Source organism: Mycoplana azooxidifex (assembly GCF_014196765.1).
In the GTDB taxonomy this organism is placed as follows: Bacteria; Pseudomonadota; Alphaproteobacteria; order Rhizobiales; family Rhizobiaceae; genus Mycoplana; species Mycoplana azooxidifex.
This window is the reverse complement of sequence record NZ_JACIEE010000003.1, coordinates 48,089-63,535: the sequence shown is the minus strand read 5'-3', so window position 1 is coordinate 63,535 and position 15,447 is coordinate 48,089. Positions and strand designations below refer to the sequence as shown.

The window sequence follows — 15,447 nt, the reverse complement described above, 5'->3', positions numbered from 1 at the left end:
CCGGGCGGGGTGACCGCCCGGGCCTGGTCAGCCGCGGCGGTATTCGAGCACGTCGATGCGCATGTTTATGGCGTCGATCACCTGCCGGTGGAGGCGCTTCTGGTTGACGCTCATCTTGCCCATGCGCAGGTCGCCCGTCTGCGCCTCCGCCAGGAACTCGCAGCGCGCGATGTTGGCGCCGTCCGGGCCGAAGCGGATGATGCGCGTGTTCGCATCCGGGCTTTCGGCAAGCTGGATGTTCACCGCGCCCGGCGCCAGCCGCTTGACGGCATCGGCGCAATAGGCCTCGCGGCGGATTTCCGTCAGGCTCACCTTGCCGGCGGCCACGCGGTCGCCGAACGCGCCCGGATGCGCCGAAAGAATGGTGAAGCCGCCGCTGACCGTGACGATCGCGGCAAGCAGGAGCCCGCTGACAAGCGCTGCCCTTGCGTCGTATGCGTCCTTTCTGGATTCGTTCGTCATGTCCGTTCTCCTGCCGCCTTTCGCGTGCGTGTCGCGCAGGAGCACGGCACTGGCGGACTATCCCTGTTCTTCGATCATGAATTCCCGCATTCGCGTGACGTCCCCAAGGGACGCACTCGTTTCATTCGTCTCGCATCTGGCGCGTAGATTGCGGCTGCCAGGCAGTCCGCATGTGCCTTCAACGTCGCTGTCGCGATGTTTATTCGCGATAGCTAATTTTTATGAAGGAATATTTTCAGAAATTGTCGATTGGCGCTGTTTCCTGTGTAACAGGCTCTTCAGAACGGGTGGCTGCGGGGGAGGGCCGCATCCCGGAGATCGTTGCCCGTCCCCCTTTCGCAACGGCGTGGCTGGCGCTATCAAAGGTGCGGGTGCAACTCCTGCACCCGGAGTCCCCGGCCGTGCAAACCCGTACCCTCATCGGCATTCTGCTGACGTCGTTCTCGTTCTTTCTGTTCTCGCTCCAGGATGCTTCCGTCAAATGGCTGGTCGCAGCCCTGCCGGTGTGCCAGGTGCTGTTCATCCGCAGCCTGACCATTGTTGCGATCTGTGCCGCGATCGGCCGCGGGCCGGCCCTGCGCCGCGCCTCCTGCTCGCCCATCCTCCGACCGATGCTGCTGCGAACGCTGCTTCTCCTTGCCGCCTGGCTCTCCTACTACACCGCGGCGCGCGATCTCGGGCTGGCGCAGCTCACGACCCTCTACTATGCGGCGCCGATCGTCGTCACGGTGCTGGCCATGCCGGTTCTCGGCGAGACCGTGCCGCCGAGCAGGTGGATCGCGGTATTGACGGGTTTCGTCGGCGTGCTGATCGCCTGCGATGTCTTCGGCCAGGGGTTCAGCCTCTCGCTGCCGGTCTATCTCGCCCTGCAGGCGGCTTTCTTCTGGGGGATCGCCACCATCCTGCTGCGCAAGACGGCGCTGGAGGAAAGCACCTTGGTGCAGATGCTGATCTCCAGCACCTTCCTGATGCTCTTCACCGGCATCGCATTGCCTTTCCTCTGGACGCCGCTGGGCCTGGCCGAGCTTGCGCTGATCGTCGGCACGGGTGTCCTTGCCGGTGCCGGGCAATTTGCGCTGTTCGAGGGCATGCGACGGGCGGAGGTGTCGCTATTGGCGCCCTTCGAGTATTCTTCGCTGATCTGGGGATTTCTGCTCGGTTTCCTGATCTGGCACGAGGTGCCGTCAGCAAACGTCTTCGTCGGCGCCGTGCTGATCATCGGCGCCGGCGTCCTGGTCATCGGCGCCGAGCGTTTCGGTCGCCGCGCCGTTCAATCCTGATCGTGGCGGCCAAGGCCGGGATCATGATGCCGTCTAGCCGGGACGCGGCAGCCGGCTCCGCACCTGCGGAGCCGCGCCCGTCGTCTGCTACTGCAAGGTTCCGTCCCCGCTGCGATCGGCCGACGCGAAGTCGGACATCACCCGGTTCATGAACTCCGCCTGGCTGATGCTGCCGTTAGAGTCGCCGTCGGTCGCTGAGAACTGCTCCACGGTCAGGATCGTTCCGACCTCCGACTTGCTCAGGCTGCCATTCTTGTTCTTGTCGAGGCCCGTAAAGGCCGCCGCCATGAACGTCTGGTATTCGGAACGCTGGACGGTCCCGTCCTTGTTGGTGTCGAGTTGGTCCTTGTGACCTTGATGGATCGCAGCCGGTTGCGCCTGGGCAAACGACAGAGTGCACTGGCAAGCCACGAGAGCCGCCACCAGAAAAGCCTTTTTCATCAACCTGTCCCTTTCCGTCTACCTGCATGCCAGGCGATTGCCGAGGAGGCCGCCGACGCCGATGCCACCGCCGATGGCGGCGATCTGGCCGGTTCCGGCGCCGATCGTCGCACCGACCATGCCACCGACGATCGCCCCGCCGACCGTTCCGGCCACGCAGCCGAATTCGGCATTGCGGTCGACGACGCTCTGGGAAACCGGTTGCGACTGGCAGGCTGACAAGGCGAGCGCGGCACAAATTACGACAGTTACGGTACGCTTCTTCATTTTAACCTCCAAGTGTACTTCTGCGATTCTCACGTGGAGCCGTGGCCGTGCCGGGCATGAAAAGGAATGAGATTGTGTAGACCTCGTATTCCCCTTCAGCAACGGCTGGATTTGATCGTATGCTGCCAGCGAGAGCTGACCGTGAGAACACCGAAATACATCAAGCGAACGCGGTGAGCGTCGCTTCCCAGTCTGAATCCACGCCGGAAGGGGTGTGGAAGCGGCATCCTACAGTCGGCCATTGACGATGGCAACACCCACAGGAGGCCGAACCGGTTGCCCCCAAACGGGTGCGACCGGCGGCCTTGCGGCGCGTTGCGGGTCCTCGTACCGCCGGTCCTCCGGACCAGGGAGAGGTGCCGCATCGTCAGAAGATCGTCGTGACCGGCAGTCCCAGCGCCATCGCACCCGCATACTGCGCCTGCGGCCCGGGCTGCAGCGGATGGAACCGGGCGCCCTGTATGTCGCGAAAGCGCCGTTCGAGGCCGGCCGCGCGGTAGAAGCCGCTGCCGCCGGAGAGTTCCATCGCCAGTTCGACGGTCTCGATCGCATGCCGTGCGACGAGCGAGCGGCCGATCATCACCTCGTCGACCGTCTCGGCCGACGGCGCGTTGCGCTCGACGGTCTCGATCATCCACCGGTGCGCGAGCTGGGCGGCCCGCAGCGAGGTCTCCATCCGTCCGGCGATGTCGAGCAGCCCCGGTCCGGGGTGCTTCCGGCGCGCTAGGTCGAGCGCGATGTCGCGCGCGCTTTCGGCAACGCCCAGATAGACCGCATAGATCAGCGGGAAGGCGGTGGTGGCGATGATCTGGAACACCGGGTGCCATTCCCCGGCACGACGGCTGAAGGCAACACCGGCGTCCGGTATGAAGAGGTCGTCGATGACGACGTCGTTGGATCCGGTGCCGCGCATGCCGAGCGCGCGCCAGGTCTCGACGACGCTGACTTCGGGCGCCTTCATCGGCACGGCGAAATGGATCACCGCATCCGGACCCTCGCCGGTCGCAAGAACCGCGCCGGTCATCAGCAGGTCGCCGGCCATGGCCCCGGAAGTGAAGCTCTTGCGTGCCTTGATCCGGTAGCCGCCTTCCACCTTCACCGCCTTGCCGGAGCCGCCTATCCAGTCCGAGCCACCGCTGGAGAGCAGGATCAGCCGCTCGGCCGCCACGCGTTTCAGCAGCGGCTCCACGGCGGTGACCTGCTGGTGGCGCCAGCGCCAGGCCGGGATCGCCACCTGGTGGGTGTGCATCGAAAAGGCAAGGGCCGTCGACGAGCAGGCATGCGCCATGACCCGCAGCATCTCGGCGAGCGTGCGCACGTCTGCGTCCCCGCCGCCAAGCGGCGCCGGCACGCCCGCCTCCACCAGGCCCGATTGCTTCAGAAGCTCGTAGTTCTCCGCGACAAAGCTGTCCTCTTCGTCGAAGCGTGCGGCGCGCTCGGCCAGCACGGGCGAAATCGCCCGGGCGACTTCCACCGGATCGACCGGCGAAGCAGGTCGCTCGTTGCCTTCGTTCGACGGTACGTTCATTGCCGTGTTCATGGGGCCCTCCTCGAAAGAATGGCGACAGGGTCCTCCCAAAGAGCAAGTCCGTCCAGTTCACGAACTGTACTACCCCCGTGGTCGCTCCCCCGAGTTTACACTATGATGCCGTCCGAACGACGTTGCCGGATGACGATCATGGATGAGCATGGAAGTTACGGCCAGTTCTGCCCCGTATCGATGGCCGCCGAAATCCTCTGCACCCGCTGGACGGTGCTGGTCCTGCGCGAGCTTCTCTGCGGGACGACCCGCTTCAACGACCTGCGCCGGGGCGTGCCGCGCATGTCTCCGGCGCTTCTGTCCAAGCGGCTGAAGGAACTGGAGCGGGCCGGCGTGATCGTGGCGCGGCCGGGCGAGCGGGGGGTAACCGAATACCGCCTCTCGCCCGCAGGCAAGGACCTCGAGCCGATCGTCATGGGGCTCGGCTTCTGGGGGCAGCGGTGGGTGGAATCGCAGCTCTCCCTGAAGCACCTCGATCCCTCGCTGCTCATGTGGGACATGCGCCGCAATCTGAACCCGCAGCCGCTGCCCAGGCGCCGCTGCACCATCCAGTTTCTCTATCCCGAGCTGCCGGAAAGCCGGCAGAACTGGTGGCTGGTCGTCGACGGCGGCGCGGTCGACCTGTGCGGCTTCGATCCCGGCTTCGAAATCGATCTTCTGGTCACCAGTTCGCTGCGCAGCATGACGGCGATCTGGATGGGGTTGTCGATGATCCGCCGGGAGGTCGATGCCGGAAATCTGGAGTTCGACGGCGATCCGGAGATTGCGAAGGCCATGCAGCAATGGCTGGGGCTCAGCAAGTTTGCCGGAGCGCCGCGCAGCGTGGCCTAAGCATGTCACGCAAAAGTGTGCTGCGGTTTTGCGACGACGACATGTGCGAAATCAAAGGTCTAAAGCGCCGGAGCGAATCTGAAAGATCGCAAGCGCTCTAGCCACATTTACGGTCACAAAAATGTGGCCGGACCTTAAACTCGGCCTCTCGGGACGCTATATGCTGCCGGTGTGCGCCTTTCTGGCGCGGGAAGAGATGACGGGAAGAGTTGAGATGCAGCGTTTTGGACGAATTTTCGCGATGATGGGCGTCGCCCTCATGGTCATGGTTACCGCGGTCGATGTTGCCGAGGCCCGCCGGGCCGGTGGCGGATTCGGCAGCCGTGGCACCCGCACCTTCGCGCCGCCGCCCGTGACGCGCACCGCGCCCACGCAATCGGCGCCGATCGACCGGAGCATGACCCAGCGCCCGGCCGGCCAGCAGACGGCGCAGCCCCAGGCGGGCCAGCAGGCCAACCGGCCGTTCGGCCAGCGCCCCGGCGGATTGTTCGGCGGCTTCGGCGGCGCGCTGCTCGGTGGCCTGGCCTTGGGCGGCCTGGTCGGCATGCTGATGGGCAACGGCATCGGCGGGGCGATGGGTTTCCTCGGCCTGCTGTTCCAGGCAGCCCTGATCTTCGGCGCGATCACGCTCGCCATGCGCTTCTTCCGCCGCTCCTCCCAGCCTGCCTATGGCGGCGGCGCGGGCAACATGGCCAATCGCCAGTCTGAGACAGGCATGCCGTCCTTCAAGATTCCCAGCATCGGCGGCGGTGTCCGAGGTGGCCCCGGGGCCGGTCTTGGGGGCGGCCTGGGGCGTGGTCTTGGCGGTGGCCTCGGCGCAGGCGCGGGTGCTTCCGCCAGCCAGTCGACCGACGAGATCGGTGTTGGGCAGCAGGATCTCGAACAGTTCGAGACGATGCTGAAGGAGGTCCAGACCGCCTATGGCGCGGAAGACTATGCCGCCCTTCGCAGCCTGACCACGCCGGAGGCCATGTCTTGGCTCGCCGAGGAACTGAGCGAGAACGCCACGAGCGGCGTCAAGAACGAGGTTCGCGACGTCCATCTGGTTCAGGGCGACGTGGCCGAGGCCTGGCGCGAGGACGACGGCACCGAATTCGCCACGGTCGCGATGCGCTACGAGAGCATCGACGTGATGCGCGACCGCGCCACCGGCAAGGTCGTCAGCGGCGATCCGGAACAGATGAGCGAGGCCGTGGAGGTCTGGACCTTCCAGCGCAAGCCGCGCGGCCCCTGGCAGGTTTCGGCTATCCAGGGCACCGAGGCGGCCTGACGGCCGCTACCGCCGGGCGGCGCCCACGTTTCCGGGGCAACAATTCCGGACAAGGCCACTTCGTGTGCGCCCGGCACTTGCCTTGTGCGGCGAACTGGCCTCATCTGCGTGCCGGCGGGGTTTGTCGCCGGTGGCGCGTCTCTCACAGGGGCGCGCTTCCTGATAGTTGATCTTCATTCGGAGAAATTGATGCCGTTCAAATCCATCTTCGCCGCTGCGATCGTGCTCATGACGCTGGCGGGCTGCACGACGAGTGCCGCCCACAACACCACCTACGCTCTTCCCGCCGATACCGGCGGCGGCGTTCGCATCCCGATCAACTGATCCCCTTTTTTCCGAATGGCTGCCGGGCGTCACGCTCGGCGGCCCCAGCGGAGCGCGGCCCTCCGTGCCTCCGAGCGCGCGTTTGGTCACCTGCCCCACAGCGCCACCTGCGTTTCCCCCAGTCGACCCGGCCCGCAAGGCAGTTTCACCCTGGAAACGGGGGAGGGGATGATTTTTGCCGGCGGGGCCGGCTTGGCAAGCGGCGCCGGCTCTGTCACCTTGCCGCGAATCTCTCGGCGAAACATCCGCAGGTGGTGGCATGGCAGATGCAATACGGCTGGTCCTGACGAACATGCCGACGGTCCTGTTCGTGGTAGCGCTTGCGATCGCCACCTTCCGGCGTGACGGACCGCCTGCCCAACGCTATCTCTCCTGGCTCCTGTTGCTCTCGGTCGGCGCGGAAATGATCTGGGGCGGCTTCTTCCACGTCTTCCTGCCGCAGGTGGCCGCAGCCCAGATCGGCTGGCAGGTGAGCCCGTTCCAGTTCGAGATCGGTGTCGCCGACCTTTCCATCGGCGTCGTCGCCGTCCTGTCGTTCTGGCGAAGCCTTTCGTTCAAGGCCGCCGTCGTCCTCTATCTCGTGCTGTTCAACATCGGCGTGGCGATCGGCCACGTTCGCGAAGCCGTCGTCAATGCGGACTATGCTCCGGATAATTTCGGCCTGCTGTTGCTGCTCACGGTCATCAAGGTTCCGCTGCTCGCGTGGTTGCTCTGGAAGGCGCACCGGGAAGAGACGGCGGTGCGGGCGCGCTGAGAGACGTGATCGCAAGCGCAAGTCGCGATGGTCACGGATCGCCCTCGCTTGTGTAAGTAATGGCTTGTTTAGCTTCGCATTTCCGCCCGATCGCGCGCCCGAAAAAAATGATCGCCGACATAGACTTGACATTGTGACGGGGGGATCCATCCTCAACCCACTACATCTCTTCATACACAATGATTGCCCGAACATATCTTTAGTTGACGCAAATGCTCGAGGAGAATTCCCGTGGATAAGCATGATATCGCGCATGGCAGGAACGAAGGCGGGCTGAGCCGTCGAAACTTGTTGCTTGCCGGCGGCACGCTGACGGCCGCCGCACTCTCCGCCACAGCAGCCCAGGCCCAAACGCAATCCGGCACCGCGGCGCAGTCCCAGCCGCAGGGAGGGTCGGCCGCAAAGCCCAACATCCTCATCATCTTCGGCGACGACATCGGCATCGCCAACATCAGCGCCTATACGCACGGCCTGATGGGCTATCACACACCCAACATCGACAGCATCGCCCGCGACGGCATCATGTTCCTGCACTACTACGGCGAGCAGTCCTGCACCGCCGGCCGCGCCGCCTTCCTGACCGGACAGCACGGCATCCGCACAGGCCTGACCAAGGTCGGCTTTCCCGGCGCGCCGATGGGCATGAGCCAGCTCGACCCCTCGATCGGCGGCCTGTTGAAGAACCTCGGCTACGCCACCGGCCAGTTCGGCAAGAACCACGTGGGCGACCGCAACCCGTCACTGCCGACCGTCAACGGCTTCGACGAATTCTTCGGCAACCTCTACCATCTCAACGCCGAGGAGGAACCGGAACTGCCGGACTACCCGAAGGATCCCGCCTACCTCGCCAAGTTCGGCCCACGCGGCGTGCTGCGCTGCAAGGCGACCGACGTGGACGATCCGACCGAGGATCCACGCTTCGGCAAGGTCGGCAAGCAGACGATCGAGGACACCGGCGCGCTGACGAAGAAGCGCATGGAGACCATCGACGACGAAACCTCGGCCGCGGCGATCGATTTCATGAAGCGGCAGCAGACGGCGGGCCAGCCGTTCTTCTGCTGGTACAATTCGACCCGCATGCACCTTCGAACCCATGTGCGCGACAGCCATCGCGGCCGCTACCAGCATGGCGACAGCGAATATATCGACGGCATGATCGAGCATGACGACACGATCGGCTCGGTCCTGAAGGCGCTGGAGGACATGGGCATCGCCGACAACACCATCGTGGTCTACACGACCGACAACGGCCCGCATATGAACACCTGGCCGGACGGGGCCATGACCTGGTTCCGCTCCGAGAAGAACACCAACTGGGAAGGCGCGTTCCGCGTGCCCTGCTTCGTCCGCTGGCCGGGGGTCATCGAGCCGGGAACGGTGACGAACGAGTTGATGAGCCACAACGACTGGGTGCCGACGCTCTGCGCGATCGCCGGAGAGCCTGAGATCATCGACAAGCTGAAGGCGGGCTACACGGCGAACGGCCTCGAATACAAGGTGCATCTGGACGGCTACGACCAGTCGGAACTCCTGCGCACCGTGCGCGGCACGGCCGCCGTCAACAACGGCGTGAAGAGCGCGCGCGACACGTTCTTCTATGCCGACGACGACGGCCTGCTCGTGGGCTTGCGACAGGGTGACTACAAGTACGTCTACTCAGAGCAGCGCAAGGAAGGGACATTGGGCGTCTGGGCCGAGCCGTTCACGACGCTGCGCCTGCAGAAGATCTTCAACCTCTTCCAGGACCCGTTCGAGCGGGCTGACATTACCTCCAACACCTTCTGGGACTGGCAGCTCAACCACGTCGGCAGCGCCTATGGCATGATGGACGTGGTCTTCGCATTCGTGTCGACCTTCAAGGATTTCCCGCCGCGATCGTTCCCGCCGAGCTTCAACCCCGCCAACGTGATGGAATCGACGCTCGACAGCATCAAGCGCAGGGACGCATTGAAGCAGAACCTTGACCTCGAGCGCATCCGCGGCGGCCTGAACAAGATGCTCGACGACGCGCTGCAGCACCGCGGCGTACAGTGACGTCCCGTCCTGACGGGTAGCTTGGGATTCGGCGGATGCCAAAAGCATGTCGCGCAAAAGTGTGCTGCGGTTTTGCGACGACGACATGCGCAAGATCAAAGGTCTAAAGCGGGGAGCGAATCTGAAAGATCGCGACGCGCTTTAGCTGCCCACGCGCGGCTGGGCGTAGGCGGGAATCCTGAAGCGCCGGCGGTAGACGCCCGGCGGCAGGCCGGTCAGCCGGCGGAACAGGCGGCGAAAGAAGGCGGGGTCCTCGTAGCCGACCTGCCAGCTGATCTCGTCTATCGACGTCTCCGTCCGCTCCAGCCGTCGCTTGGCATCCTCGATCCGAAGCCGCTGCACATAGGCGATGGGGCTGAGGCCGGTCGCGCCGGTGAACCGGCGCTTGAAGGTTCGCTCCGTAAGCCCTGCCTTTCGGATCGATTCTTCGAGCGGGTTCGCAACCGAGAAATGCGCAGCCAGCCACGTCTGCGCTACCTGGATGGCGACGTCGCCGTGATCGCTGCGCCCCTCGAAGATCATGTAGGGCGCCAGTCCGTCCTGGTGCCATTGCAGGGCGAAGAAGCGTGCGACGCCTTGCGCCGCCGTTGCCCCGGTAAAGCGACCGATCAGGTACAGGACGAGATCGTGCCAGGTCATGGAAGCGCCGGAAGTGATCAGTTCCTCATGCCTCCCGCAGACGATCAGGACGCGCTCCGGCTGGATCGGCACCTGCGGAAACGCCGCGGAGAAGGTTTTCGCGTAGCCGAAATGCACCGTTGCCTCCACGCCGTCGAAGAGGCCGGTCTCGGCGAGCAGGAAGAGGCCGGAACAGGCCGAGCACAGCAGTGCGCCGCGCCGGTGCATGGCGCGCAGCCATTCGACGAGGTCGGGGTATCGCCCCGTCCGCCATCCGTCCGGTCCCAGCAGGAGGGAGGGGACGATGACGATGTCTGTGGTCGCGAGCGTGTCGACGCCGCGCTGCACGGTGATGGGCAGGCGGCTGGCCAGTTCGAGCGGACCGGGGCTCATGCCGACGATTTCCACCCGGAACGGGGCAGCACTGAGCGAGGTGTGCTCACGGATCGGCGTCATGGCGAAGGCATTCATCACGTCGAAGATGCCGCTCAGCGTCGAGACGACCGCCTCGGGAATGGCCACGAGACTGACATGGAGCGGCTGCGGCACCGTCGGCACAGATAGGCTCGGCATTTGGAACTCCGTCATGGTTGGAGCAGGGATCAACCTAGCATGGCAGCACCGGCCATGACGATGGGTTGCGTCGGCCCGGCACGTCGCCCGGTGGCACGAATGACCCGGTTCTGGACAATCCCGCTCTGCCGCCGGCGGCCGGCACCTGCGATCATCCTCTCGACCCTCCAGACGGGTCTTGTCGAAGAGAAGAGGAACCGAAACGTGGACCACGTCCGAAACCAGACAATCGATACCGCCAAGCTCGACGCCTTGATTTCACGCGCGATCGGCGACCTTTCCGCCGGCTACGGCGGCGTCATGGTCAGCCTCGGCAACCGGCTGGGGCTCTACCGGGCCATGGCCGCAGCGGGACCGCTGACGTCATGGGAACTGGCCAGCCGCGCCGGCTGCGCCGAGCGCTATGTGCGCGAATGGCTCGGTTCCCAGGTGGCCGGCGGCTATGTCGACCATCACGCCAACAGCAATACATTCGAGCTGACGCCCGAGCAGGCGCTCGTGCTCGCCAATGAAGATAGCCCCGTGTTCATTCCCGGTGCGTGGGCCGTGCCGGCCTCGATGTGGGCGGACGAGGAAAAGGCGATCGAAGCCTTCCGCACCGGCAGCGGCATCCCCTGGGGAGACCATGACGGGCGGCTCTTCTGCGGCGTCGCCGCCCTCTACCGCAATGCCTATGCGGCAAGCCTGGTCCCCGAGTGGCTGCCGGCGCTCGACGGCGTGGTCGACAAGCTGAGTGCCGGAGGCCTGGTAGCGGACGTCGGCTGCGGCCACGGGCATTCGACCGTGCTGATGGCCAAGGCCTTTCCGAGGTCGCGGTTCTTCGGCTTCGATAACCACGAGCGGTCCGTAGCCGAGGCCGAGACGGTTGCAGCCGAGGCCGGCGTGGCGGAGCGGACAAGCTTTTCGACCGCCCGGGCGGGAGACTATCCGGGAACCGGCTACGACCTGATCTGCTTCTTCGACTGCCTGCACGACATGGGCGACCCGGTGGCTGCGGCAAGGCACGCGGCAGGTGCGCTGGCACCGGATGGCACCGTGATGCTGGTGGAGCCCTTCGCCAATGATCGCGTCGAGGACAACGTCTCGCCGGTGGCACGGATGTACTACGCCGCCTCTACGACGATCTGCTGCGCGCACGCCATCTCCGACGGCGGGCACATGGTGCTGGGCGCGCAGGCGGGGCAGGCGCGGCTGGCCGACGTCTTCCGCAAGGCCGGCTTCACCCGCTTCCGGCGGGCGATGCAGACGCCCTTCAACCTCATCCTCGAGGCGCGGCTCTGAGCGGCAGGCAACAGATGCGCGGAGGCGGCCTCAGGCCGCCTCCCTCTTCGCATAGGGGTCGAAGCGGCCGTAGAAGGTCTCGCCCTTGGCGGCCATGTCGAGCAGCAGCGGCGTCGGCTTGAAGTGGTCGCCGTATTTCGCAGCGAGCTTCTCGCACAGGTCCACGAATGTCGCCACACCCATGCCGTCGATGTAGGACAGCGTGCCGCCGGTATAGGGGGCGAAGCCGAAGCCGAGGATCGAGCCGACATCGGCCTCGCGCGGATCGGTGACGATGCCTTCCTCCACGGTGCGCGCCGCCTCTAGCGCAATGGTCACGAGCAGGCGCTCCTTCAGCACCTTCACGTCGACCTCTTCCGGCTTCTGCTGCGGATAGAGCGCCTTCAGGCCGGGCCACAGCTTCTTCTTCTGCGGCTTCGGCGGATAGTCGTAGAAGCCCTTGCCGGCCTTGCGGCCGAGGCGACCGTCCTCGACCATCTTGGTCACCAGCTCCATGTGGCGTGGATCGACGGATTGCGGACCGAGGTCAGCGATCGCGGCCTTGAAGATCTTGTAGGAGAGGTCGACGGCAACTTCGTCGTTGAGCGAGAGCGGACCGACCGGCATGCCGGCCATCTTCGCCGCATTCTCGATCATGGCCGCCGGCACGCCCTCGACCAGCATGTCGTAGGCCTCGCCGATGTAGCGGAAGACGCAGCGGTTGACGTAGAAGCCGCGCGTGTCGTTGACGACGATCGGCGTCTTCCTGATCGCCGCGACATAGTCCAGGGCCGTGGCCAGCGCCTTGTCGCCCGTCTCCTTGCCGAGGATCACCTCCGTCAGCATCATCTTTTCGACCGGGGAGAAGAAGTGGATGCCGATGAATTGGGCCGGGCGCTTCGTGTTTTTCGCAAGCCCGGTGATCGGCAGCGTCGAGGTGTTGGAGGCGAAGATCGCTCCTTCCGGCAGCACGGCCTCGATCTTCTCGGCGACGGCCTTCTTGACGTCGCGGTCCTCGAACACCGCCTCGATGACGAGGTCGGCGTCGGAAAGGGCCGCGTAGTCGGCTGTCGGCGTGATCAGCGACAGAAGCCTTTCGCCTTCCTCCTTGCTCATCCGGCCCTTGGCGACGCTGCCGGACGTCAGGCCCTCGCAGACGGACTTGCCCTTGTCGGCCGCCTCCTGGTCGCGGTCGATCAGGACCACCGGGATGCCGGCGGCCGCGGTGACATAGCCGATCGAGGCGCCCATGAAGCCCGCGCCGACGATCCCGACCTTCTTGAATTCGGTCTTCGGCACGCCCGCCGGCCGCCGCGCGCCCTTGCCCAACTCCTGCATGGAGATGAACAGCGAGCGGATCATCGAGAAGGCCTCGGTGGTCTGCAGGATATGGGTGAAGTAGCGCTGCTCGATCTTCAGCGCCGTGTCGAACGGCACCTGCAGGCCCTCATAGACGCACTTGAGGATTGCGAGTGCTCCCGGATAGTTGCCGGCGGTCTCGCGCCGCAGGATCGCCGGCGCTGCCGGCCAGAGCTGGGCAGAAGCCGGGGTCCAGATGCCGCCGCCCGGAGCCTTGAAGCCCTTCTCGTCCCAGGGTGCGATGGGCTTCAGCCCGTCCTTGATCATCTGCTTGGCGGCCGGGATCAGCTCGTCCGGAGCGACCACCTGATGGACGAGGCCCATCGCCTTGGCGCGTGCGCCGGTCAGCGACGAGCCGGTGGTCATCATCTGCAATGCGTCCTGCGCATTTGCAAGCCGCGGCACGCGCTGGGTGCCGCCGGCGCCGGGGAAGATGCCGACCTTCACCTCGGGAAGGGCGATCTTGACTGACTTCGCATTCGACGCGACGCGGCCGTGGCAGGCGAGCGACAGTTCGAACGCGCCGCCCATGCAGGTGCCGTTGATCGCCGAGACCCAGGGCTTGCCGCAGGTCTCGAGCTTGCGGTAAAGGCCGCTCATCCGCCCGGTCAGTGCAAACAGCTTCTCGACGGCCTGCGCCGGATCCTTTGCCTTTTCCTCGGCCTGAAGGGTAAACATCGACTTGATCATCGAAAGGTCGGCGCCGCCGGAGAAGGACGACTTGCCCGACGTGAAGACCACGCCCTTGACGGCGGCATCCGCGACGGTCGCGTCGATGATCGCGTCGAGCTCGTCCATCACCTCGGCGGTCAGCACGTTCATCGACTTGCCCGGCATGTCCCAGGTGACGAGCGCAATGCCGTCGGCGTCGGTTTCGATCTTGAAGTTTTTGTAGTCGGTCATTGCGGGATTCCTCTTCCCTTGAATTCTTCCGTTGGGGCTGGGCCCTCACCCCGCCTCCGCTTCGCTCGGCGACCCTCTCCCCGAGGGGCGAGGGGGAACGGCGCCGTTGCTGCCCGCTCCCACTTACCCACCGGGGAGAAGGTGCCCGAAGGGCGGATGAGGGGGCGTCCCTCACACCCTTTCGATGATCGTCGCCGTGCCCATGCCGGCGCCGATGCAGAGCGTCACCAGCGCGGTGTTGAGGTCGCGCCGCTCCAACTCGTCCAGTACGGTGCCGAGGATCATCGCGCCGGTGGCACCCAGCGGATGGCCCATGGCGATCGCCCCGCCGTTGACGTTGATCCTGTCGTGGCCGATCTCGAAGGCTTGGCAGTAGCGCAGCACGACGGCGGCGAAGGCTTCGTTCAGCTCGAACAGGTCGATGTCGGCAAGCGTCATGCCGGCGCGCTTCAGCAGCTTCTCGGTCACGTCGACCGGCCCCGTCAGCATCAGCGCCGGGTCGGACCCGATATTGGCGAAGGCCTTGATGCGGGCGCGCGGCTTCTGGCCGAGGATCGCGCCGCCCTCCTTCGAGCCGACGAGCACGGCAGCGGCGCCGTCGACGATGCCGGAAGAATTGCCGGCATGGTGGACGTAGCTGATCGCCTCGATCTCGGGGTGCGCCTGGATCGCGACGGCCTCGAAGCCGCCCATCTCGCCCGGCATCTGGAAGGAGGGATTGAGCGAAGCAAGCGCCTGCATGTCGGTGCCCGGCCGCATCGCCTCGTCGCGGTCGAGGATCGTCAGCCCGTTGATGTCCTTCACCGGGATGACGGACCCCTTGAAGTAGCCCTTCTCCCAGGCGTTGGCCGCGCGCTTCTGGCTCTCCACCGCGTAGGCGTCGACGTCGTCACGCGAAAAACCGTATTTGGTGGCGATCAGGTCGGCGGAGACGCCCTGCGGCATGAAGTAGGCGGGGAAGTTCACCGATGGGTCCATGTACCAGGCGCCGCCGGACATGCCCATGCCGACGCGCGACATGCTCTCCACCCCGCCGGCGATGACGATGTCGTCGGCGCCCTGCGCGATCTTGCCGGCGCCGAAGTTGACGGCATCGAGGCCGGAGGCGCAGAAGCGCGAGATCTGCATGCCGGGTGCCTTGGTCGAATAGCCGGCCTCGAAGGCGGCGGCCTTGGGGATGACGGCGCCGGCGTCCATCACCGGATCGACGCAGCCCATGATGATGTCGTCGACCTTCTCGGTGTCCAGCCCGTTGCGGTCGCGGATCGCTTCCAGCACCCTGGCGGCGAGGCGGACGGAGGGCACCTCGTGCAGCGCTCCGTCCTTCTTTCCGCGCCCGCGCGGGGTGCGCACGTGATCGTAGATGAAGACGTCGGTCATGTGGTCTCTTCTCCCTGGCGGCGCAGAAGCGCCGAAAATGCATCGTCAATGCTGCTCGCGATCTTCCTCTTCTCCCCAGCGGGGAAAAGTGCCGAGCGAATGCGAGGCGATGAGGGGCGCCGGCAGCCCCCTCATCCGGCCCTTCGGGCCA

The 15,447-nt window shown here is 65.5% G+C and carries 14 protein-coding genes; 7 read left to right on the top strand and 7 right to left on the bottom strand.

Annotation, left to right across the window (positions count from 1 at the left end; translation table 11 throughout):
• Positions 1-27: 27 nt before the first annotated feature.
• Positions 28-462, bottom strand: coding sequence for a hypothetical protein (locus GGQ64_RS06805; protein WP_183801120.1), 435 nt, complete (start codon positions 460-462; stop codon positions 28-30).
• Between the two features lie 401 nt (positions 463-863).
• Between GGQ64_RS06805 and GGQ64_RS06800 the strand changes: the two genes are divergently transcribed.
• The gene (locus tag GGQ64_RS06800) at positions 864-1,742 is read left to right on the top strand and encodes a DMT family transporter (protein ID WP_343059435.1); all 879 of its coding nucleotides are present in this window, start codon (positions 864-866) and stop codon (positions 1,740-1,742) included.
• Between the two features lie 87 nt (positions 1,743-1,829).
• On the opposite strand, the gene GGQ64_RS06795 is transcribed toward GGQ64_RS06800, so the two are convergent.
• The 3 genes from GGQ64_RS06795 to GGQ64_RS06785 all read right to left on the bottom strand — a co-directional run bounded on the left by GGQ64_RS06795 (position 1,830) and on the right by GGQ64_RS06785 (position 3,990).
• Positions 1,830-2,183 (bottom strand): EF-hand domain-containing protein, encoded by a 354-nt coding sequence (locus tag GGQ64_RS06795; RefSeq protein WP_183801115.1) that lies wholly within the window; start codon positions 2,181-2,183, stop codon positions 1,830-1,832.
• A gap of 18 nt (positions 2,184-2,201) precedes the next feature.
• Positions 2,202-2,450, bottom strand: coding sequence for a hypothetical protein (locus GGQ64_RS06790; protein ID WP_183801113.1), 249 nt, complete (start codon positions 2,448-2,450; stop codon positions 2,202-2,204).
• Positions 2,451-2,817: 367 nt separating this feature from the next.
• Positions 2,818-3,990, bottom strand: a complete 1,173-nt coding sequence (locus GGQ64_RS06785) for an acyl-CoA dehydrogenase family protein (RefSeq protein WP_246422458.1) — start codon at positions 3,988-3,990, stop codon at positions 2,818-2,820.
• A gap of 138 nt (positions 3,991-4,128) precedes the next feature.
• Here GGQ64_RS06785 and GGQ64_RS06780 point away from each other — a divergent pair, with 138 nt between their 5' ends.
• From GGQ64_RS06780 to GGQ64_RS06765, 5 genes are all read left to right on the top strand, one after another.
• A complete protein-coding gene (locus GGQ64_RS06780) occupies positions 4,129-4,821 on the top strand; it encodes a winged helix-turn-helix transcriptional regulator (protein ID WP_183801111.1) in 693 nt (230 codons plus the stop codon).
• A 214-nt stretch (positions 4,822-5,035) separates the two neighbouring features.
• Positions 5,036-6,091 (top strand): Tim44 domain-containing protein, encoded by a 1,056-nt coding sequence (locus tag GGQ64_RS06775; RefSeq protein WP_183801107.1) that lies wholly within the window; start codon positions 5,036-5,038, stop codon positions 6,089-6,091.
• Between the two features lie 189 nt (positions 6,092-6,280).
• On the top strand, positions 6,281-6,415 hold the full coding sequence (locus GGQ64_RS28060) for a hypothetical protein (RefSeq protein ID WP_281380500.1): 135 nt from the start codon (positions 6,281-6,283) through the stop codon (positions 6,413-6,415).
• A 259-nt stretch (positions 6,416-6,674) separates the two neighbouring features.
• The gene (locus GGQ64_RS06770) at positions 6,675-7,169 is read left to right on the top strand and encodes a DUF6790 family protein (RefSeq protein ID WP_183801104.1); all 495 of its coding nucleotides are present in this window, start codon (positions 6,675-6,677) and stop codon (positions 7,167-7,169) included.
• A 231-nt stretch (positions 7,170-7,400) separates the two neighbouring features.
• Complete coding sequence (locus GGQ64_RS06765) at positions 7,401-9,203, top strand: arylsulfatase (RefSeq protein ID WP_343059434.1); 1,803 nt, start codon at positions 7,401-7,403, stop codon at positions 9,201-9,203.
• A 141-nt stretch (positions 9,204-9,344) separates the two neighbouring features.
• Here GGQ64_RS06765 and GGQ64_RS06760 read toward each other — a convergent pair whose 3' ends face one another.
• Positions 9,345-10,394, bottom strand: coding sequence for a GlxA family transcriptional regulator (locus tag GGQ64_RS06760; RefSeq protein ID WP_183801101.1), 1,050 nt, complete (start codon positions 10,392-10,394; stop codon positions 9,345-9,347).
• 39 nt (positions 10,395-10,433) lie between these two features.
• Between GGQ64_RS06760 and GGQ64_RS06755 the strand changes: the two genes are divergently transcribed.
• The gene (locus tag GGQ64_RS06755) at positions 10,434-11,675 is read left to right on the top strand and encodes a class I SAM-dependent methyltransferase (protein WP_246422455.1); all 1,242 of its coding nucleotides are present in this window, start codon (positions 10,434-10,436) and stop codon (positions 11,673-11,675) included.
• A gap of 30 nt (positions 11,676-11,705) precedes the next feature.
• Here GGQ64_RS06755 and GGQ64_RS06750 read toward each other — a convergent pair whose 3' ends face one another.
• Positions 11,706-13,916 (bottom strand): 3-hydroxyacyl-CoA dehydrogenase NAD-binding domain-containing protein, encoded by a 2,211-nt coding sequence (locus GGQ64_RS06750; RefSeq protein ID WP_183801098.1) that lies wholly within the window; start codon positions 13,914-13,916, stop codon positions 11,706-11,708.
• 171 nt (positions 13,917-14,087) lie between these two features.
• Entirely contained in the window at positions 14,088-15,296 is a 1,209-nt protein-coding gene (locus tag GGQ64_RS06745; protein ID WP_183801095.1) for an acetyl-CoA C-acetyltransferase, read from the bottom strand.
• Positions 15,297-15,447: the final 151 nt, after the last annotated feature.